The following is a 19,458-nucleotide window of genomic DNA, read 5'->3' as shown; positions in this document are numbered from 1 at the left end:
GCTTAGTGCGGAGTCAGTTCATAGCGCCCGGGCGAGCGCCCGGCCGGCGGTCAGGCCGGTGAAGAGACAGCCGCCCAGGAAGGTGCCTTCCAGCGCGTTGTAGCCGTGGGCGCCGCCGCCGCCGAACCCCGCTGCCTCGCCGGCGGCGTACAGCCCGGGAATGGGGGCGCCGTCCTGTCCGAGGGCCTGGCCGTCAAGGTTGGTCTGGATCCCGCCCAGCGTCTTCCGCGTGACAACGTGCAGCCGGACGGCGATCAGAGGGCCCGCGGCGGGGTTCAGGATCCGGTGCGGCTTGACGGTACGGAAGAGGCGGTCGCACAGGTACCGGCGGCTGTTGCGGATGCCCGCCACCTGGACATCCTTGGAGAAGGGGTTCCTGATCTCGGCGTCGCGCTCCTCGATCTGCCGCCTTATCAGCGCATGGTCCAGCAGCGGCTGGTCAGTCCGCCCGTTCATTCCGCGGACAAGGTCCGCCAGGTTGTCCGCCACCACAAAGTCCGCGCCGTGCTCCTTGAACGCCTCGATGGGACCGGACGCGCCGCGGCCCAGCCGGGTCTTCAGCAGCAGCTTGAGGTCCCGGTTGGTGATGTCCGGGTTCTGCTCGGAGCCGGAGAGGGCGAACTCCTTTTCGATGATGCGCTGGTTGAGGATGAACCAGGAATGGTCGTGCTGCTGGAGCTCCGGCGTTGTCCGGAGGAGGCGGAGTGTGCCCAGGGTGTCGTAGCCGGGCAGGCCGGGGGAGGGAAGGCGCCGGCCCAGGGCATCGAACCAGAGGGACGACGGGCCGGGCAGGATCCGGATGGCATGGTCCGGCCAGATGGGGTTCCAGTTCTGGATCCCTTCGGTGTAGTGCCACATCCGGTCACGGTTCACCAGCCGCACCCCGGCCCCGTCTGCGATGTCCAGCATCCGTCCGTCGACGTGCTGCGGCACGCCTGTGACCATTTTCCGCGGCGGCGTCCCCAGCCGCGCAGGCCACCAGCGCCGAACCTGCCCGTGGTTGCCGCCGATTCCGCCGGACGCGATCACCACGGCCTGGGCCCGGAGTTCGAAATCGGCAACAACATCCCGGTTTGAGGACACCCCGCGCGGGGAATCATCAGGCGCCAGCACCGCGCCCCGCACCCCGGTGACCGTGCCGCCGTCGAACGTTAAACCGTCCACCCGGTGCCGGAAGAAGAACCTGGCGCTGCCCGCCCCGGAGGCCGCCCGCGCCTTGTCCGCGAACGGCTCCGAAACCCCGGTGCCGGTCCCCCACGGGACGTGGAAGCGGGGGACCGAATTGCCGTGGCCGCCGGCCCTGCCGTCGCCGCGCTCGGCCCAGCCCACCAGCGGGGTGAACCGGATGCCCTGTGCCTGCAGCCACGCGCGCTTCTCACCGGCGGCGAACTCCACATAGGCACGGCCCCACTGCTGTGCCCACTCGTCCTCAGGGTTGGGCCCGGAAAGCCGGTCCCACTGGGCGGAACCCTGCCAGTCCTGCCACGCCAGGTCGAAGGAATCCTTCACGCCCAGGCGCCGCTGCATGGGGGTGTCCACCAGGAAGAGCCCGCCCAGGGACCAGAAGGCCTGCCCGCCCAGGTTGGCCGGGTTTTCCTGGTCCACGATGGCCACCCGCCTGCCCGCACGGACCAGCTCATTGCTGGCCACCAGCCCGGCCAGGCCACCGCCGATGATGATGACGTCCGCGTCCAGGCCTGTCACCGGGTGTTGTCCCGGCTGCCGGCGGCACCGGAGCGGCCGGCGCTCCCGGCGGCACGAGCCAGCTTTTCGAACGAATCGCTCCACCCGTTCCGGTGCAGTTCCAGCCGCTCCTCCGTGAGGAACGGTCCCTGCGAGAGCACCACCCGGGTTCCGGTTCCGGTGCTGGCGAGGGAGAGGTCCACGACGGTCTCGGTGTCGTCCGGCGCCGGTTCCTCCCAGGCGAAGGTGTAGACCAGGCGCCAGGGCGGATCGATCTCCAGGAACTCTCCTGAGAGGTGGAACGGTTCGCCCTCCGGCGGGGCCATGCGGAACTGGTAGCGCCCGCCCGCCACCAGGTTGATGTCCACTTCGGGGATACTGAAGCCGTGCGGGCCCCACCACTCGGCAAGCCGGGCCGGTTCCGTCAGCAGCAGGAACGTTGTCTCCGGCGGGGACGGGACCGTGCACTCCAGGTTCAGGACCAGCGCGGCTGGTTGCTCACTCATCGTCCCACTCTGCCATCCGCCGCGGCGGGCGGAAAGCAAGGCGCTGCGTGTGCGTGCCCGATGGGCTGTGCAGGGCTGACAGGGGAGTGCCTCAGCCAACCAAGCCGCTCGCCGCGCAATTCCTGCCGCTCGGCGCGCCAATAGTACGTTTGCTGATGATTTGCATGATGATAGCCCAAGGCAAAGGGCCCGGGTTCAACAAGGCCTTTCGCCTCTGGATCGATCAGACATCGACGTCATCGACAAGCAAAGGGAATCAACCATGGGCTTCCTGGACCGTGACCACTCCATCGCCCCGCCGGGCTTCAACCGCTGGCTGGTCCCGCCCGCGGCGCTCGCCGTCCATCTGTGCATCGGCCAGGCCTACGCCACCAGCGTCTACAAGACGGCGCTGGTCAAGCACTTCGGGGCCAGCCTGACCGAGATCGGCGTCATCTTCTCCATCGCCATCGTGATGCTGGGCCTTTCCGCCGCTGTCATGGGCACCTGGGTGGACACCAACGGCCCGCGCAAGGCGATGTTCACCTCCGCGATGTTCTGGGCGGGTGGCTTCCTGATCGGCTCGGTGGGTATCTTCACCCACCAGCTGTGGCTCGTCTACCTCGGGTACGGCTTCGTGGGCGGCATCGGCCTGGGCATCGGCTACATCTCGCCGGTGTCCACGCTGATCAAGTGGTTCCCGGACCGCCCCGGCCTGGCTACCGGCATGGCGATCATGGGCTTCGGCGGCGGCGCGCTGATCGCCAGCCCCGTGTCCCAGGCCCTGCTGAAGGCGTACGATCCGAACTCCGGCGCCCAGGGCTGGGTGGCCAGCGGCGATGCCGTGGGCAAGCTCTTCCTGACGCTCGCCGTCGTCTATCTTGCCTACATGCTGTTCGGCGCCTTCACCGTCCGGGTGCCCGCCGACGGGTGGCGGCCCGCAGGGTTCGACCCCGCCAAGGTCAAGGCGGCCAAGCTCGTCACCACGGAGAACGTGTCGGCGAAGAACGCCATCAAGACCCGGCAGTTCTGGCTGGTATGGGTGGCGCTGTTCTGCAACGTCACGGCCGGCATCGGCATCCTGGAGCAGGCGGCGCCCATGATCCAGGACTTCTTCCGGCAGTCCGACGGAAAGTCCCTGGTCAGTGCGAGCGTTGCTGCGGGCTTTGTGGGGCTGCTGTCCATCGGCAACATGTCGGGCCGCTTCGCCTGGTCCGCCACCTCCGACGTCACGGGGCGCAAGCGCATCTACATGGTGTACCTGGGCGTGGGCGCCGTGCTGTATACGGTGCTGGCGTTGGCCGGATCCACCGCCACCGCCCTTTACGTGGTGCTTGCCTTCGTCATCATCTCCTTCTACGGCGGCGGGTTTGCCACCGTCCCTGCATACCTGCGGGACCTCTTCGGGACGTACCAGGTAGGCGCCATCCACGGCCGGCTGCTCACCGCCTGGTCCGCGGCCGGGGTGGCCGGGCCGCTGATCGTCAACAGCATCCTGGACGCGCAGGGCAAGCCCGGGCAGCTGAATGCCGCGTCCTACCAGCCCGCGCTGCTGACCATGGTGGCCCTGCTGGTCATCGGGTTCGTGGCCAACCTGCTGGTCAAGCCCGTCGACGCACGGTTCCACGAACGCCGCCCCGAGCGGCACGAATCTTCCCTGGAGGCATGAAATGAGCAGCACAGCACACAACCACGGCGCGCATCAGCCGGTCCACCGGTCCACCGGCAGGCTGGTACTGGCTTGGGTTTTGGTGGGAATCCCGCTGGCCTTTGGGGTCTTCCAAACGCTGACCCAGGTGGCGGCGCTGTTCGGGTAGCCGCCCGGGCTGGGCCAGCGTTGGGCCGTGCGTCACAGTGGCCCAGTTTTGGTCGGCAAGCAACGGGAGCCGCCCGCGATACTCAGGGTTTCACCATGAAAACTGGGCCACTCTGGGCGCGCATCACGCCAGGCGTCAGGCCGTGGCAGGGTTGGCGAGCCGGCTGCGCAGCACCGTTGCGGTCAGCCACGTGACCACGCTGCAGGCTGCGGCTCCCCACAGGATGTCCGTCACGGCCACCAGGGCCGTGAAATCCTTCAGCACAGCGAACCCGGTCAGCGCCCATGTGGCGTAGGTGAAGAACCCAAAGAGGGCAGCGCCGCCCACCCGCTGCCGCAGGCTAATGCCGGGGGTGTTGGGCCGGACGCCGTAGTGCACCATCCCCGCCACGAAGATGACATAGAAGAGGACAGCGCCGGGCAGATTGGCCCTGGGCGCCAGCAGGTGGCCGATCTGGCTCTGGTACAGCGGGTTGGCCACCAGCAGGATCCACACCACATCCAGCACCGCGAATATCAGTGCGCTGACAACGTACGTGATCAGCCAGTTCCTGGTGCGGGGGCCCATGCTTTGACTCCTTGTGTCGGTGACGGTTGCAGAAGCTGTTCGGCGCCGTGGCAAGGGATGGACTGGTCAAACGTGCGGGCCACCCATACAAGCCCCCCGCCGCTCCGAAGACCAAGTGGCAGGCGCCGTGCGTTGTGGAGAATGAAGGTGGCCGCATGATTTGGGACCGACCGTGCAGCAGAGCGCGGCGGGCCAGGGGAAAGGAACGTGTCCGTGAACGAAAAGAGCCGCAAGGCACTCATCAGCACCGTAATTGCCGTGGTGGTGGCGGTTCTCATTGCCTTGGCCGGCAGCCAGGGCGGCTCCCGGATTGGCGGGTTCCCGGTGTTCGCGCTGGGGGTTGCCATCGCGTTCGTGATCCAGTGGCTGGTGTTCATCCCGTCCTACAAGGCGCAGACGGAAAAGTTCTACGACCTTACCGGCGCCCTGACCTACATCTCCATCACGGTGTTCCTGGTCCTGGCCTCCCCGGGCGTGGACGCGCGGGGCATGGTGCTGGCGGCCATGGTGGTGCTGTGGGCCGCGCGGCTGGGCAGTTTCCTGTTTATGCGGATCAGCAAGCACGGCAAGGACGACCGCTTCGATGAGCTCAAGCCGGACTTCTTCCGTTTCCTGAACACCTGGACCATCCAGGGCCTGTGGGTGGTACTCACCGCGGCGCTGGCCTGGGTGGCCATCACGTCCGACCAGAAGATGGGCCTGGACGGGTTCTTCTGGGTGGGCCTGCTGGTATGGGCCGCAGGGATCGCCATCGAGACCGTGGCTGACCTCCAGAAGACCCGCTTCAAGGACGACCCCGCCAACAAGGGCCGCTTCATCAGCACCGGACTGTGGTCCAGGTCCCGCCACCCCAACTACTTCGGCGAGATCACGCTCTGGGTGGGCGTGGCCATCATCGCCCTGCCCGTCCTGCAGGGCTGGCAGTGGGCGGCCCTAATCTCCCCGGTTTTCGTGGCCCTGCTGCTGATCAAGGGCAGCGGCGTGCCGCCCCTGGAGAAGAAGGCGGACCAGAAGTGGGGCGGCCAGGCGGACTATGAGGAGTACAAGAAGAACACGCCCGTGCTGGTCCCCAAGCTCAAATAGGGGCTTTGGGCAGGACGTATGACGGCGGCACCCGGGTTGGGTGCCGCCGTCGCGGCTTGGAAGGGCGGTTCGCTCCAAGCAAGTAGCCCCTAACCTCCGATCCGAGTACCCCCTTACCCGTGCCCGGCGGGGGGTGGCAACGTAGTCTCGAAAGACAGTGCGGTTATGCAGAGGCCTCTTGCGCTGCACGTTGCTGGGGACGTGGGGTTCTACTCCGGGGAGCGACATTGTCAAAGCATAGGAATTTCAACAGGGGTCTACCGGGCAGCGGAGGCAGGCCTCCCTGGCTCAACAGGCCGAAGGACATGAAACCCGGGGCGGTGCTGACGGCGCTCCTGCTTGCGGCCGAGGGCGGCATGGTCATGGTGCCGGTTGCCGCGACAGCCGCTGGCGCGCAATTGCCCGCTGCCACAAACTGTTCGGCCACCCTGCTCCCGGGCATCGGCGGCCAGGGCAGCAACGCAGTGGCGTCGAGCAGCAACGGCCTGGTGGTAGGCCTCGCCGATACTGCCTCCGGAGGATCCGCGCCGGTGCTCTGGCGCGATGGCCAGCCCACCCAGTTGGCGATTCCACTCGATGCCGCAGTCCCCACCTCCGTAAACAAGGACGGAGTAGTCGTCGGCACGGGATATGACACGGCCAATGAGGTCCTGGTCGGCTGGTGGTGGCAGAACGGTGTCTATCACACCCTTCCCGTCAACCCGGGTGACATCGCGCTCCCGTCGATGGTCTCGGACAGCGGCGTCGTGGTCGGTGCGCTGATCAACGACGAGGAGCACTCGGACGGCCCGGGCGCGGATGACGACGAGCGTCCCGCTGTCTGGTCCACGCTGACCACGGCACCCCGGGCGCTCACCCTGCCCGCCGGTGCACAAGGTGGGCATGCTTTCGCGATCGGTCCGGACGGCACGATCGGCGGGGTGGCCCTCGACAGCGGCGGCACGCCGGTCCTGTGGTCGCCGGCCGGTACCCCGACGTCCCTTCCGACCCTTAGCGGGCGCGGCGGCGTGGTCCTTGCCATCGACTCGACGGGGCAGGCGATCGGCCAGAGCGCCGTCAATGAGGGAACCCACGCTGCCACCTGGGACAAGTCCGGCTCCGTCAGCGATGCAGGCGCGGCAGCCGGCCCCTCCTCGAGTGCGGCATCGGGCGTTCCGGGCATCGCGGTGGGAACCGGCAGTTCGTCGTCCTTCCGCGGGGACCGCCCCCAAGCGGTGATGTGGATCGGCAAGAGCGCACGGATCCTGCCGCCAGGCTCTGACGGCCAGTTCACCGGAGTGTCCGGGGCGGCCACGTCGGCCTCACGGCAGGCCGGCCCCACCGTTATCACCGGGTACTCCGCCGCAGCCAACGGGCTGCGCCGCGCTACTGTTTGGAGCTGCAAGTGAACGCCCGCAGGCGCATGCGCCACCCACTGCGCTTGGCGCTGGCAGTCCTTCTCGGCACTGCACTCGTCCTTGCGAATGTCTCCTTCCTTGCCACATCGTGGAACCCGCAGGCCACCGCGGCCACCACCGTGAGCCTGGGGTTCGCCGGTGACACCGGCGGCAACACGAACACCGGCAAGGTGATCGATGCGGCACGCAACGCCGGGACCTCCGCCATGTTCAACCTCGGCGACCTGTCATACTCCCAGATCACCCCGGAGTCTGCCTGGTGTTCTTTCGTCAAGCAGCATGCCGGGACCATGCCCTATGAGTTCATCACCGGGAACCACGAGGACGACGGGCCCGACGGCGTCTGGTCCAACTTCGCCTCGTGCCTGCCGGACAAGCTCGGCTCGGTGGGGAATTACGCCCAGCAGTTCTACACGGACTATCCGGCAACCAGCCCCCTGGTCCGGCTGATCATGGTGTCCCCGAAGCTGACGTACAGCGGAAGCGGCCTTGACTGGTCCTACAAGTCCGGGACGCAGGGCTACAAATTCGTGACGTCGGCCATCGACTCGGCCCGTGCTGCCGGGATCCCCTTCATCATCGTTGGCATGCACATGTACTGCCTGTCGATGGTGAACTACCCCTGTGCCGCCAGTCCTGACCTGATGAACATGCTGGTGTCCAAGAAGGTGGATCTGTACCTGCAGGCCCACGACCATGCCTACGCTCGCAGCTACCCGCTGGCGCTCAAGGGCAGCTGCACGTCCATCCCCGTCACCAGCTTCAATCCCGACTGTGTGGCGGACACCGATCCGACGGGGCAGTTCGCCGCCGGTACCGGGACCATCCTGGCCACAGTTGGTTCGGGCGGCAGGTCGCTCAACAGTGAGAGCAACACGACGACGGCTCCGTACTTCCAGCGATTCATGGGCAGCAACAACAATCCAACGTATGGCTTCCTGAAGGTGTCGGTGACCAGCACCACCCTGAGCGGGTCATTCGTCGGCGCCTCGGGCGGGACGTTCACCGACAATTTCTCGGTCACCCGGCCTGCCCCTTCACCAAGCCCGACGCCGACCGCTACGGCGACAGCGACTGCAACTGCCACGCCAACGCCTACCCCGACTCCAACTCCAACGCCAACACCGACTCCAACGCCGACGCCCACGACGACGACGCCCCCGGCGACAGCCGTCTCGGTCCGGTCGACGGCCACGGGATCGGGTGAACTGACGGCGGCCGGGTCCTATACGCCCTCCCTGCCGGCAGGCTGGCAGCCTGGCGACACGGTATTCCTGTACTCGCAGGTAACCGTGTCCGGGTCCGCGAACACCACCGCTCCGGCGGGGTGGACGCGGGCAGTGGGCGATTTCACCAGCGCCAGCTCCGCCTCGGCGCACCAGGCAGTCTGGTACCGGGTGATGCAGGCCGGTGATACCGCGCCGAGCGTGCCTGAGCCCGCCTCCCGGTATGCCTGGTCCACTGTTGCCGTCCAGGGCGCAAACACCACAACGCCGCTGGACGTCACGCCCACCACGGACACCAACAGCGGGGTGGCCTACCCGGATGTCCGGGCGCCGTCCATCACGCCGGTAACACCGGGGTCGCTGTTGTTGACCGCCCACGGCGTCAGGAACGGCACCAACTCGGCCACCACGTCCTTCACGCCACCGGCAGGGACCACCGAGCTGGGTGATGCCACCTCCAATATCGCGGCCAAGTCGAACGCGGCCATTGAGGTCAACGCCCTTCCGCTGACCGATACGTCCGCCACCGGCACGAAGGCCGCCACGGCATCCTCAAGCCTGGGCACGCTCATCAACCAGTGCGGCTCGGCCATCGTGGTGCGGCCGGCGGGTCCGTGAGCGGGAGCCAATGATGATGCAGCGGAAGCCTACGTAGCCGCCTCCGGAGGGCTTTCGACGGCGGCACCCGGCCCGGGTGCCGCCGTCGCCGTGTCTGCGCCGTACTTGTGCACGCCTGTCCGGCCCAGCAGGGCGACGCCGAGGGTGAGGAGTGCGGTCAGCAGGACCCCGAGCCCCAGGTGGAGCTGCACGAACCCGGCGCCCACCGCTGCGCCGGCCATGATGAGTCCGATCGCCGCGAGCCGCCGTCCCCAGAACGGGTGGGTGCCGGCGCCAAAGCGGGAGTCGGCCGCCAGGCCCGTGATGGTGGAAGTGACCACCACGGTGGGGACATCCTTGACGTTGAGGTGCCGCGCGGTGGCGGCCTGCACACCCATGGTCACCGCCAGGGTGCCGGTGATGGCAACGGTCAGGGCTTCATTGTGCCTGGGGTGCACGCCGCTGAGGAGGAGGGTGGCCACAACAGCCATCACAGCGCTGACGCCCACCAGCAGCCCGGTGGTGCGGCGGTTCCACCCTGACGTGGTGGGCCGCAGCGCCCGGCCGGAGATGACGGCGCCGGTCATGAATCCCGTGAGCGCCACGATGGGGCCAAGGACCGGGAGGTTGTCCCCGCCCAGCAGCGCCATGCCCAGGATCACCACGTTGCCGGTCATGTTCGCCGTGAACACCCGGTCCAGGCCCAGATAACCGACGGCGTCGAGCACCCCGGTGGAAAACGTGAGGACCAGCATGAGCACCAGGTGCAGCCTGGCCGGATGGGCGGGGAGGAAGCGGGCGGGCATGCGCATACCTTTCGGCAGTCCTGGTGGCGGGACGCGGATTGTGCCCAGCAGGGGCGACTGTTCCAGTATGCGCCGGGGCCCTGCCGGCCCGGGAAACGCGGGAAGAGGGAGCAGCCGCAGGGTTGGCGCAGGAGTCGGGAAGGATTGGCCCAGTTGGTCCCCAACCGGCCGTTTTGGCAGGTGCCGGCCGCTAGGCTCATCCGTGGCGCCAGCGGTCTTGGGGGAGCTGGCGCCGTCAACTCTTGCTGCGCACAACCTGGGGAACTGCATGTCCAGCTTCACGTCCTTGCCCGAAACAATACCCGCGCCAGGCACGCGCTGGACGGCCGCCGTCGTCCTTTCCGCGTTGTTGGCGCTCTTCACACCAGGCCTGCCGGCGGTTGCTGCCGACGGCAGCACGGTCGCCGTCAATGCAGCCGATGTGCTGGAGACCCTCCCGGTCAAGGGGCGGGCGCCGAAGACGGGGTACGAGCGGTCGCTGTTCGGGCCAACGTGGGCGGACGTGGACCAGAACGGCTGCGACACCCGCAACGACATCCTGCGGCGGGACCTTACCGAGGTCACCTACACCGGCAGCGTCACCTGCACGGTCAAGACCGGAGTGCTGGCGGACCCGTACACCGGAACGGTCATCAACTTCGTCCGCGGCGCCACCACCAGCGGCGCCGTGCAGATCGACCACGTGGTGGCGCTCAGCGATGCCTGGCAGAAGGGCGCGCAGCAGCTGACCACCGAGCAGCGGACGGCGTTCGCGAATGATCCGCTGAACCTGCAGGCAACGGACGGACCCACCAACCAGCAAAAGGGCGACGGCGACGCGGCCACCTGGTTGCCGCCGACCAAGGCCTTCCGATGTGAGTATGCGGCCCGGCAGGTGTCGGTGAAGGCGCGGTACAGCCTGTGGGTGACGCAGGCGGAGCACGACGCGATCGCCAGCATCCTGGCAAGCTGCCCCGGCCAGCCAGCACCGGCGACTGTGGCGCCCGCCGCCGCTACGACTGTTGTGTACTACGCGAACTGCGCCGAGGCGGTGGCTGCCGGAGCCGCGCCGCTGTATGCCGGCACTGCCGGCTACCGGGCCGGGCTGGACGGCGACGGCGACGGGGTGGCCTGCGAAGGGTAGCCGCGGGCTTAGCGCCCGGGGAAGGGAGCGGGCCCCGTTTCCGGTGGCCTGCCGTTTTGCATACCGGCCCCCGCAATGAGCGCGCCGGCAACCAGGAGGACCAGCGGCGTCTGGAAGACAGAGCCCAGGATGGACAGCCCTGAATCCGCGATGGGCCTGGACGCCGCGACGAGGCATGCCACGTCCATCGCCAGGGCCACCACATAGCCGGCGACGAAACAGACCACCGCCGCGCGAGGCCTGTAGTTCCTGGTGGCGGCCCGCACCGCGGCGTCGTAGACCCGGTACTTGAGTCCGATGAAAAGGGGAGTGAACGTCAGGATGTACAGGACATCCACTTCTTCCGGAAATTTGAAGAGAGGAACGTTTGCGTTGCCGTGGTAGACGCCGTCGGAGAAGAACCACAGGGCGCCCACGTGGATCAAAATCAGCAGGACCGAGACCAGTCCGTACCGCAGCCACGCCCCGCGCCTGGTCATTCCCATCGCCATGGACCAGTATGGCATCGGCCGTAAAGGGATTTTCAAGGAATCTGCGGCAAACTTGAGACTGCTCCCACGAACGAAAGCAGACCCAATTGATTACCCTCGAGCAGGATGCAGACGGCTTCATCCGGATGAACCGGCACTACCCGGCAAGCGTCCGGATCCGGATCGCTTTCAAAGACGGCACTACGGGTGAGTTCTCCGGCCGAACCCTGAACAACGCCTACGACGCCGCGCTCGCGGAATTCCGCGCCAAAAACGGGCTGGATGCGCGCGGCTACTCCCGGACCACCGCGGGCCGGACCAACTCCGGCAACAGCGTCGACTACGTTCCCGTCCACCCCGGGATGGGGGAGTAGCGGGACGCCATGGCCGATGACGGAGCACCCGCGGCCCTCTTTGACCGCGCCCTTGTGATCTTCAATCCGGGCAGGGCCGGGATGGACGCGCGGATCGAGGCGTTGCATCAGGACCTGGCCGCAGACCTGCCGGGCCTGCCGGTTGAGCTGCTGCCCACGGAGTATGCGGGGCACGCCCGCGTGCTTGCGCGGACCGAGGCTGGGCGGGGTGCACCACTCATCGTGTCCGTCAGCGGCGACGGCGGGTACAACGAGGTGGTCAACGGCGTGATGGACGTTCCCGGCAGCAAAGCGGTGTGCACCGTGATTCCTGCAGGCAACGCCAATGACCATTACCGGAGCCTGCCCGCCCGGACCCTCAGCCAGGCAATCCGGGAGAAAGCGGTCCGGCCCATCGACCTGCTGCGCGTCACGTTCCGCAGCGGCGGCCGGGAGGAGGTCCTGTACGCGCATTCCTACGTGGGTTTCGGGCTGACGCCCTTGATGGCCATCGGCATCGAAAAGGGCGGCAAGGGAAAAGTCCTGGAACTGGTGTCCGTTGCCCGCACGCTCCGGAACCTGAGGCCGTTCGAGCTCGTGCGGGACGACGGGGCCACGGCAAAGTTCGACAGCCTGATCCTGGCCAACATCTCCCGTATGGCGAAGTACGGAACGGTCAGTGAGTCGCACTATCCGGACGACGGCCGGTTCGAGGTAGTGACCCTGCCCCACGCCGGGCTGATGAAGATGGCGCTGATGACGCTCCGGGCCGTGACGCTGGGCCTGGGGGAGCAGCCCAGCGTCACCAGCTATGCCTTTTCCACGCGGAACGCTGTGCCGTGCCAGATCGACGGCGAGGTGGTCCATATCCAGGCAGGTACGCATGTCCTGGTGGAAAGCGCCAAGGGTGCCCTGGCCACTCTGTGACCGTTCGCCGCAGGACTGCGCCCGTGCCGTACAGGCCGGAAGTGGTTACGGCTGGACGGAGTCGAAGAAGGTGTAACCGGTGTCCGGCTGTCCGTTCGCTGCCTCATGTGATTTCATCCGGATGAAGTCCATGTCCTGCTGGGACAGCGTGGTCTCGCCGTGGACGTCGTCGTTGGCCGCTTCGCCATTGGCCGCACTGATTTCCGCGGAGAGCGTCCGCGGGAGGATCATGCACCCCGGGTTTTCCAGCAGCCACTGCGTTACAGCGGAGGGAAGCTGGTTCCAGTGGTCGCGGATGCGCAGATCTGTCATGGTGTGCCTTTCGTGGCAGTTGCCGGATGCGAGTCGAAGAGAGTGTCGGCTGCTGCCCGGCGGAGGGACCCAAGGGACGTACTGTCGGAGACAGGATGTCCAGTCACAGGTGTCCCGGGTACGTTGAGTGTACGCCCAATAGCGGGCTCCAACGTGCCGGAAGCCCTGGCATTTTCTGGCTGCCAGCGGGACTGCCATCCGATGCCCGGTCAGGGGCGTTCCATGGTGACCGTACCGGCGTCGCCATCCACGGCGATCCGCTGCCCGCTGCTGAGCCGCTGCGTCGCCACCCCGGTGCCCAGGACCGCCGGGATGCCATACTCGCGGGCCACGATGGAGCTGTGGCTCAGCGGGCCGCCCACGTCGGTCACCACGGCGGACGCCATGGCGAACAGCGGAGTCCACGCGGGAGTAGTAATGCGGGCCACCAGCACCTCGCCGGGCCGCATCTGGCCGAAATCCCCGGGTCCGCGCAGGACGCGCGCCGGTGCGGTGACCTTGCCGGAACTGGCGCCGGCGCCCTTGATCACGTCGCCGGCCTGGTGCTGGGAGCCTGCCGGCATCCACGACCCGAAAGACCGTTCCATCCACTTGCTCTCGGGAAGCATCTGCGGTGCATTCGCCTTCGCCTGGCCCCGCCACAGCATCCGGCGATCCTCGACGGCGGCGGCCCGGACGGGACGGGCAGCTCCCGCAATCACCACGGCGGCCGGAGCCCCGGGCTCGGCGAGACCGAATTCGACGGCGCTCCGCAGCTCCTGGTGCCGGAGCCAGAACACGTCATCCGGCGCCGCGACCACGTGGGAGTCCACCAGGCGCCGGCCGAGTTCCAGCAGCATGCGCCGCATCAGCGGCCAGGCCAGCCCGACGTCGGCCAGCGCGTCTTCGCGTGCGGGTGCCGTTTCCTGGGCCCACTTCAGCAGCCGGTGGAACAGGGCCCGGCGCCGCGGCCCCAGCCGGGCGGCCATCTCCCGGGTCAGTTCCTCCCGGCGTTCGGTGAGCTGCCGCTGCCGCTCGTGCGGGTCCGTGCCCTGCCCGCGCAGGTAGAACTTCACCGTCTCCAGCTGGGCGGACGGGTCGTCGGCCGGCACCGGGGTGGCGAAGTCCAGGTTGTAGACGGCATGCCCGTACAGGTCCAGGTGCTCCTTGAAGGCAAGCCGCCATTCCTGCCACAGGACGTCGTCCACCCCTTCCGGTGCGGCACCTGTGCGCTGGCACCCGGCGAGCTCCGCCGTCGGCCGCTCCAGCAAAGCCGCTGCCAGCGCCGGATCGCTGCGCGCCCAGCCCGCCAGATCGTAGAGGGACTTTTCCGCCCGGATGGGTTCGCTGTCGAAGCCCAGCAGGAACGCCTGGGCCGGGGGATCGCCGTGGCGCCGGACGGCCCTGCCATAGAACGCCCGGAAGGAAATCTCGCTCATGGCGGCGAGCGGAATGATGGACTGCACGGCCGTGTAGTACACGGTTCCGGCGTCCAGGAGGGCCTGAACGCCGTCCAGCAACTGCCCGCCGGTGAGCTCCGAGGGGGGTTTCACGGACCAGTCCTTGATCACCCGTTCGTAGCGCGGGTGCGAATAGTCGCGCCACCCGGCGATGCCCATGTGCGCCGTGCCGCGGAACAGCGCCCCCATCGCCGGCACCGTCCGGCCCGTCATCCGCAGCATGGCCCAGTTGCGGTAGTAGTAATAGGCGTAGCCGTTGATGGTGGGGAACCGCACGTCGCTTTCGCGGAGGGAGTTAATGCCCAGCGCCTGGTTCATCAGGGCGGACAGCGAGCGGGACACCGAGCCGTCAATGAGGTCGGCGAAGAGCGGGGAGAGCGGGTCCGGCATCTGCTCCACGATGCTCGCCCGGAAGTAGAGCCCGTTGGGATAGGGCACGGGCCAGGTCTCGGGGACCTCGGCCGCGGGTTCGGCCAGTGCGGTGATGGGCCGGGACTGCAGCAGGAAGAACCGGCTGCCGGCCCGCGCCCATTCGACGTCCTGCGGTGCCCCGAAGTGGTCTGTGATCCGCTGGCCGTAGCGGGCCAGTTCCGCAGCTGCCGCGTCATCCAGGACAGGCGCACGACGGCGGGCTTCCGCCACCGGCTGCTCCCGGGTTCCGTTCTCCACGGGAACGGTCATGACCTCCTTGTCGGCCGTCTGCCGCGAGATGATCCTGCCGGTGGCGGACTCAACCACCAGGTCATCGGTGGTCACCGTTCCGCTGACCACGGCCTCGCCCAGGCCCCATGCGGCGCTGATCGCCGTCTGGTCGCGCCGGCCGTTGGCGGGGTTGGCGGTGAACATGACGCCGGCGGCGCCGGCTTCCACCATCTGCTGGACGACGACGGCGAGCCGCACCTGCCCGGGCTGCACACCTTCGCGGGCGCGGTAGGCCATGGCGCGCGCCGTCCAGAGGGAGGCCCAGCAGTCGGTCACGGCTTGGGTCAGGGCGTCCTGGCCGCGGACGTTCAGGTAGGTTTCCTGCTGCCCGGCGAAACTGGCCGACGGGAGGTCCTCGGCGGTGGCGGAGGAACGCACCGACACGGACGTCCCGCTGCCCAGGCGTTGGTAGGCGCCCGCGAGTTCGGTTCTGATGGCCGGTGGCATGGTGCCTTTGCCGAACAGGGCCCGTAGCTGCCCGGAGGCGTGTTCGTAGTCCTCCGGCGAGGCGTCGGGTGGAAGGGAGGCCAGTTCCCGGATGGCCGCATCGAGGTTGTTCCCGGTGACGAATTCCGAGTAGGCGGCGGTGGTGAGGACGAACCCCGGCGGGACTGGCAGGCCGGCCTGGATGAGGCCGCCGAGGCCCACCGCCTTGCCGCCGGCTGTGCCGAGCTCGTCCCGGCCCACGTCGCCCAAGTCCTTGACATAGGTCATGACTGTGTCCCCATGCCGCGCATCGCCGTCGGCCGCTTCGAACGGCACACCCGCCTGCATCCCGGGAGCCGTCCTCCTGCAATTGACATGTTCCAGCCTGTGCCGCGGCGCCGGGACCCAGCTAGGGCCTAACGGCCTTCCGGAAGCGTCCGCATACCCCTAATCGCGGTGTTGCCACGGCGCCCGCCATTAGGTATCTCCGCGTATTGACTGCCTGTAGCCGGAGGCATACTTTCGGCCTTGTCGGGGCCGGACATCCGTAATCCGCGGAACGTGGCGCCGTCGCATGCACATGCCAGGGAGGAAAGACCATGCCGAAGTATTTGTTTGAAGCAACGTACGTGGGCCAGGGGATCAAGGGGCTGATGCAGGAAGGCGGTACCAAGCGGCGTGATGCCCTGGCGGAGGCCTTGAAGTCCGTGGGCGGCTCGCTGGAGAGCTTCTACTACGCGTTTGGCTACTATGACGTCCTTGGCGTGTTCGAGGCGCCGGACGATGCAAGTGCCGCGGCACTGTCGCTGCTGATCAATTCGACCGGGAACGTCAACGTCCGCCTGAAGCCGCTCCTCACCGTGGAAGACCTGGACGAGGCCGCCAAGAAGACGCCGTCGTACCGGGCCCCGGGACAATAGGCGGGTTTGCACTTTGGCAGTGGGCCGGCGTCGGGGAATTTACGACGGCGGCCCGCCGGCTTGGGCGTGCCAGCGTGGAGTGTGGGGCCTAGGGTAGGGCCGGATGGCCGAAGGAGGGACGCTGGCCGGAGCGGTAGGCGGAGTCGATGATGGGCTCGAGTTCGTCGAGCACGGTGTGGTTTCCGGGGAGAACCACATGGGCCAGGAATTCCGATTCAAGCGTGGCAATGCCGGCTGCCGCCGCCCCGAGTTTGGCGTCGATGGCCAGCGCCAGGGCATGCCAGGATTTGCGGTTGACGCGTTCCAGGACCTTGGCGTTCGCTTCGTGGAGCCGGCTGTCCGCGATGTCCCCGCGGATGGCCAGGGCACCTTCTGACTGCAGCAACTGCATGACGATCCGGAACTGCCTGCCGTCGCCCTTGAAGGCGACGGCGCCCAGGCTTCCCCGCTGGCTGAAGATGATGTCCGTTGCCCCGTAGTTCTCGAGCGCCTGCCTGATGTGTTTCCGGGAAACCTCGCTGCTGTAGGAGTCACCCCGGGTGTAAGGACCTGTCATCTTCTAACTATGCGCCCTTTTGGCAGCGTGCGCGTACGCGCACCACGGCGGGCGGGGCTATTCCGGGGTGGCAAAGACTTCTGCGACCCGCGGAGCGCCCACGGTGTGGACCGCAGGTAGGATCGGAGGATTGCCGCGGGGGTCGGCAATACGTTTGGGGGAACACCGTGATGCATCTGCCGCTCCGCCGTGCCGCAGGCGCGGCCCTTTCTGCCGGGACGGCACTGCTGGCCACCGCTTCGCTCATACTGGGATCCGCCGTCGTAGCCGCCCCCGCGTCCGCGGCCGATCCGAAGGTGATTGGCGCCGTCGGCCAGCCGCTGGGTATTGCGTCCGGCCCGGACGGCACGCTGTACGTCAGCGACTACAACTGGGGCGGCGGCGTCAACGTCTACAGGCCGGGGGAGACGGTGCCGTCCCGCACCATCACCACCGGGCACTTCCCCACCTCGCTGGCCGTAACGCCGGACGGGACGCTGTACGTGGCGCAGAGCAATGGTGCGCAGCCAGAAATCGGCGTGGTGGCACCGGGCACGGACGAAGTCTCGCTGGTGATGAAGGTTCCTGCCGGTACGCGGTGGCTGGCCGTGGGGCCGGAGGGATCGCTCTACGTGGTCAATTCGGACCAGAACTCGGTGTCGGTGGTGAAGCCGGGCGATGCGTGGGTGCAGCGGATCATCCAGGCCGGGCCGTATCCAGTGAAGGTCGCACTGGCCAAGGACGGGACGGCCTATGCCACCAACCAGCTGGCCGGCACCGTCACCGTGGTTCCGGCCGGTGCGCCGTGGCCGTCGCACACGATTGATGTGGGTGCCAGGGCCGAGCCGCACGGGATCGCCGCAGCGCCGGACGGGACCGTCTATGTGGCCAACATCCTCACCAACGATGTTGCGGTGATCGAGCCCGGCGGCACAACGGTGGCGCGGCGGATTCCTGTGGGCACTGCGCCGCAGGAGGTGCTGGCCGCTGCCGACGGGACCGTGTACGTGACCAACAGCCTGGACGACACCGTCTCCGTCATCCCCGCCGGGGCGACGGCTGCCGCGCATACCATCGCCACCGGGGACGATCCTGCCCGGATGGTGCAGCGGAGCGACGGGTCCGTGGTGGTTGTCAACAGGAAAAGCAGGTCACTGACAGTGCTCGACGGCGGACCGGCCACCGGAGCGGCGCCCACCACGGGCGGGGGAGAGCCAGCAGCAGCCGACGGCGGCGCATCAGATGGTGCCGGGTCAAATGGTGCCGGGTCAGATGGTGCCGACATCGCCCAGGGATCCTTCGATGTGGCACTTCCGGCAGTCGCCGCCGGAGCGGGCGCCTTGTTCCTGGGCGGCGCCGCCTTGCTTGTTGTGGTGCTGCGCCGCCGCCGGAAGGTCAGCGGGGCTGACGGCGCCGAGGTGTGGGCGCTGGACTAGCCCAAGCGCTCCGGCTGATGCGCCGGGCTGACAGCGTCCGGCCTCTGGTTGCTCTGCGCGTAGTACGACCTCAGGCCATGCTTCACGCCCAGCCTAATGATCCAATACAAAAGAGTTGCGCCAAGTGCCACAGGCACAACCATTACCGCCGCATTCAACAGCATCCACGCAATATCCACAGTGTCCCCCAATGTGAGTTTCTCCAAGCCTCTCACGAGTGATACCTCCGGGAAATTCAAGGCCCGTGCCATGGATCGTCAAAAGCCATCCCGGAATTGAGTTCCGGGAGTAGCACCTTTGCCATCTCGGTGCGGGTTCCCACCCGGTCCGCGACAATTGGGCTACTGTCGCGACAAACGCCGTCGTGCTGTGTCGAAGGAGAACCTTTGGAAATTGCAACCACCGCCTCCAGTTCAATCGTGGGAAAGCTCCTGGAAGAAATCTCATGGGAGAAAGCACGTGACTATAGAGCCGGCGGCCAGGGGCGTGAGAATGTCCTTACGGCAGAAGTGCTGGTGGGCCTCGACTTCCTTCCCAGGACCCACTTCCTGGGAAGCATCCTGAGGTCTGCCCATGGAGCCGATGATGCCCGCAACAAGCTTGCAGCAGAGGCCGAGAATTTGCAGATGCATTTTCTTCCCGGCGACTTCAATCTCGGTGCGGGTGGCGGCAAAGCCCAATTGACAGTCCAGCCGGACGCAATCTTTGAGACTCCAAGCACGTACACATTGGTTGAAGCCAAACGCATCAGGTACGGCAGTTTTCAGCCCGAACAATTGGCGCGCGAATACATCACCCTAATGTCCAAGGCCGGGCCCGCTGCTCCTGTGCTTTTTCTTTTGGGTGCAACCCCGCCGGTTCGGGTCAAAGGCCTTGGCCAACTTGAGCTAGCCGAAGCCGTAGGCCGCTTCCTCGGTCCCGTGCTGGAACGTGTCGCCGACGTATCCCTTCCGTCTGAATCCGAGCTGGTGGCCCGCCTACCGGAGGTTTTCTGTTGGATCTCCTGGCCGGAACTGGACGGCTGTGTCCGGGAAGCGGCTGCTACTTATTCAGCTGGCCATCCATCCGGTGATGCTTCGGTACAACGCATTGCCGCCTTTGTTCAAAACGCCATCGCCTGGCATGCCTGATTTTTGCAGCGGGACCTGACCGTG

The 19,458-nt window shown here is 67.3% G+C and carries 19 protein-coding genes; 11 read left to right on the top strand and 8 right to left on the bottom strand.

Features of this window, described 5'->3' with window-relative positions; genetic code table 11:
* Positions 1 to 18 precede the first annotated feature (18 nt).
* Both AC6JAM_RS03710 and AC6JAM_RS03705 read right to left on the bottom strand, forming a co-directional pair.
* Positions 19 to 1,695 carry an FAD-binding dehydrogenase gene (locus AC6JAM_RS03710; RefSeq protein WP_497935895.1) on the bottom strand — a complete coding sequence of 559 codons (1,677 nt, stop codon included), beginning with the start codon at positions 1,693 to 1,695 and terminating at the stop codon, positions 19 to 21.
* Between the two features lie 5 nt (positions 1,696 to 1,700).
* The gene (locus tag AC6JAM_RS03705; protein WP_497934093.1) at positions 1,701 to 2,189 is read right to left on the bottom strand and encodes an SRPBCC family protein; all 489 of its coding nucleotides are present in this window, start codon (positions 2,187 to 2,189) and stop codon (positions 1,701 to 1,703) included.
* 262 nt (positions 2,190 to 2,451) lie between these two features.
* Here AC6JAM_RS03705 and AC6JAM_RS03700 point away from each other — a divergent pair, with 262 nt between their 5' ends.
* The gene (locus tag AC6JAM_RS03700; RefSeq protein WP_018770536.1) at positions 2,452 to 3,837 is read left to right on the top strand and encodes an OFA family MFS transporter; all 1,386 of its coding nucleotides are present in this window, start codon (positions 2,452 to 2,454) and stop codon (positions 3,835 to 3,837) included.
* 1 nt (position 3,838) lies between these two features.
* Entirely contained in the window at positions 3,839 to 3,985 is a 147-nt protein-coding gene (locus AC6JAM_RS03695; protein ID WP_200830938.1) for an MFS transporter small subunit, read from the top strand.
* 135 nt (positions 3,986 to 4,120) lie between these two features.
* Here AC6JAM_RS03695 and AC6JAM_RS03690 read toward each other — a convergent pair whose 3' ends face one another.
* Positions 4,121 to 4,552 carry a DUF2177 family protein gene (locus AC6JAM_RS03690; protein WP_018770534.1) on the bottom strand — a complete coding sequence of 144 codons (432 nt, stop codon included), beginning with the start codon at positions 4,550 to 4,552 and terminating at the stop codon, positions 4,121 to 4,123.
* 213 nt (positions 4,553 to 4,765) lie between these two features.
* On the opposite strand from AC6JAM_RS03690, the gene AC6JAM_RS03685 reads away from it, so the two are divergent.
* The 3 genes from AC6JAM_RS03685 (at position 4,766) to AC6JAM_RS03675 (ending at position 8,876) form a co-directional block, all read left to right on the top strand.
* Positions 4,766 to 5,635 carry a DUF1295 domain-containing protein gene (locus AC6JAM_RS03685; protein WP_497934091.1) on the top strand — a complete coding sequence of 290 codons (870 nt, stop codon included), beginning with the start codon at positions 4,766 to 4,768 and terminating at the stop codon, positions 5,633 to 5,635.
* A 305-nt stretch (positions 5,636 to 5,940) separates the two neighbouring features.
* Positions 5,941 to 7,023, top strand: coding sequence for a hypothetical protein (locus AC6JAM_RS03680; RefSeq protein WP_478222255.1), 1,083 nt, complete (start codon positions 5,941 to 5,943; stop codon positions 7,021 to 7,023).
* Positions 7,020 to 8,876 carry a metallophosphoesterase family protein gene (locus AC6JAM_RS03675; protein ID WP_497934090.1) on the top strand — a complete coding sequence of 619 codons (1,857 nt, stop codon included), beginning with the start codon at positions 7,020 to 7,022 and terminating at the stop codon, positions 8,874 to 8,876. The genes AC6JAM_RS03680 and AC6JAM_RS03675 overlap by 4 nt, the downstream gene beginning before the upstream one ends.
* A gap of 29 nt (positions 8,877 to 8,905) precedes the next feature.
* Here AC6JAM_RS03675 and AC6JAM_RS03670 read toward each other — a convergent pair whose 3' ends face one another.
* Positions 8,906 to 9,661, bottom strand: a complete 756-nt coding sequence (locus AC6JAM_RS03670; protein ID WP_497934089.1) for a YoaK family protein — start codon at positions 9,659 to 9,661, stop codon at positions 8,906 to 8,908.
* 268 nt (positions 9,662 to 9,929) lie between these two features.
* Between AC6JAM_RS03670 and AC6JAM_RS03665 the strand changes: the two genes are divergently transcribed.
* Positions 9,930 to 10,784, top strand: a complete 855-nt coding sequence (locus tag AC6JAM_RS03665; protein WP_497934088.1) for a GmrSD restriction endonuclease domain-containing protein — start codon at positions 9,930 to 9,932, stop codon at positions 10,782 to 10,784.
* An 8-nt stretch (positions 10,785 to 10,792) separates the two neighbouring features.
* Here the strand turns inward: AC6JAM_RS03665 and AC6JAM_RS03660 are convergent, their stop codons facing one another.
* The gene (locus AC6JAM_RS03660; protein ID WP_224084306.1) at positions 10,793 to 11,263 is read right to left on the bottom strand and encodes a hypothetical protein; all 471 of its coding nucleotides are present in this window, start codon (positions 11,261 to 11,263) and stop codon (positions 10,793 to 10,795) included.
* A gap of 98 nt (positions 11,264 to 11,361) precedes the next feature.
* Between AC6JAM_RS03660 and AC6JAM_RS03655 the strand changes: the two genes are divergently transcribed.
* A complete protein-coding gene (locus tag AC6JAM_RS03655) occupies positions 11,362 to 11,628 on the top strand; it encodes a hypothetical protein (RefSeq protein WP_497934086.1) in 267 nt (88 codons plus the stop codon).
* 9 nt (positions 11,629 to 11,637) lie between these two features.
* Positions 11,638 to 12,534 (top strand): diacylglycerol/lipid kinase family protein, encoded by an 897-nt coding sequence (locus tag AC6JAM_RS03650; RefSeq protein ID WP_497934085.1) that lies wholly within the window; start codon positions 11,638 to 11,640, stop codon positions 12,532 to 12,534.
* 45 nt (positions 12,535 to 12,579) lie between these two features.
* On the opposite strand, the gene AC6JAM_RS03645 is transcribed toward AC6JAM_RS03650, so the two are convergent.
* Together AC6JAM_RS03645 and AC6JAM_RS03640 are read right to left on the bottom strand one after the other, a co-directional pair.
* Positions 12,580 to 12,846: a hypothetical protein gene (locus AC6JAM_RS03645; RefSeq protein ID WP_018770524.1), complete on the bottom strand. Its 267-nt coding sequence runs from the start codon at positions 12,844 to 12,846 to the stop codon at positions 12,580 to 12,582.
* 209 nt (positions 12,847 to 13,055) lie between these two features.
* Complete coding sequence (locus tag AC6JAM_RS03640; protein ID WP_497934084.1) at positions 13,056 to 15,761, bottom strand: PEP/pyruvate-binding domain-containing protein; 2,706 nt, start codon at positions 15,759 to 15,761, stop codon at positions 13,056 to 13,058.
* 251 nt (positions 15,762 to 16,012) lie between these two features.
* On the opposite strand from AC6JAM_RS03640, the gene AC6JAM_RS03635 reads away from it, so the two are divergent.
* The gene (locus AC6JAM_RS03635; RefSeq protein ID WP_018770522.1) at positions 16,013 to 16,333 is read left to right on the top strand and encodes a GYD domain-containing protein; all 321 of its coding nucleotides are present in this window, start codon (positions 16,013 to 16,015) and stop codon (positions 16,331 to 16,333) included.
* Positions 16,334 to 16,421: 88 nt separating this feature from the next.
* Here AC6JAM_RS03635 and AC6JAM_RS03630 read toward each other — a convergent pair whose 3' ends face one another.
* Positions 16,422 to 16,889: a hypothetical protein gene (locus AC6JAM_RS03630; RefSeq protein WP_018770521.1), complete on the bottom strand. Its 468-nt coding sequence runs from the start codon at positions 16,887 to 16,889 to the stop codon at positions 16,422 to 16,424.
* A 170-nt stretch (positions 16,890 to 17,059) separates the two neighbouring features.
* On the opposite strand from AC6JAM_RS03630, the gene AC6JAM_RS03625 reads away from it, so the two are divergent.
* Together AC6JAM_RS03625 and AC6JAM_RS03620 are read left to right on the top strand one after the other, a co-directional pair.
* On the top strand, positions 17,060 to 18,304 hold the full coding sequence (locus AC6JAM_RS03625; protein WP_497934083.1) for a virginiamycin B lyase family protein: 1,245 nt from the start codon (positions 17,060 to 17,062) through the stop codon (positions 18,302 to 18,304).
* 386 nt (positions 18,305 to 18,690) lie between these two features.
* Positions 18,691 to 19,434, top strand: a complete 744-nt coding sequence (locus tag AC6JAM_RS03620) for a hypothetical protein (RefSeq protein WP_497934082.1) — start codon at positions 18,691 to 18,693, stop codon at positions 19,432 to 19,434.
* The last annotated feature ends 24 nt before the right edge of the window (positions 19,435 to 19,458 follow it).

It is taken from the genome of Arthrobacter sp. GmRoot5-12, from assembly GCF_059739365.1.
The sequence above is the reverse complement of the archived record's forward strand: the minus strand, read 5'-3'. Positions and strand labels throughout refer to the sequence as shown.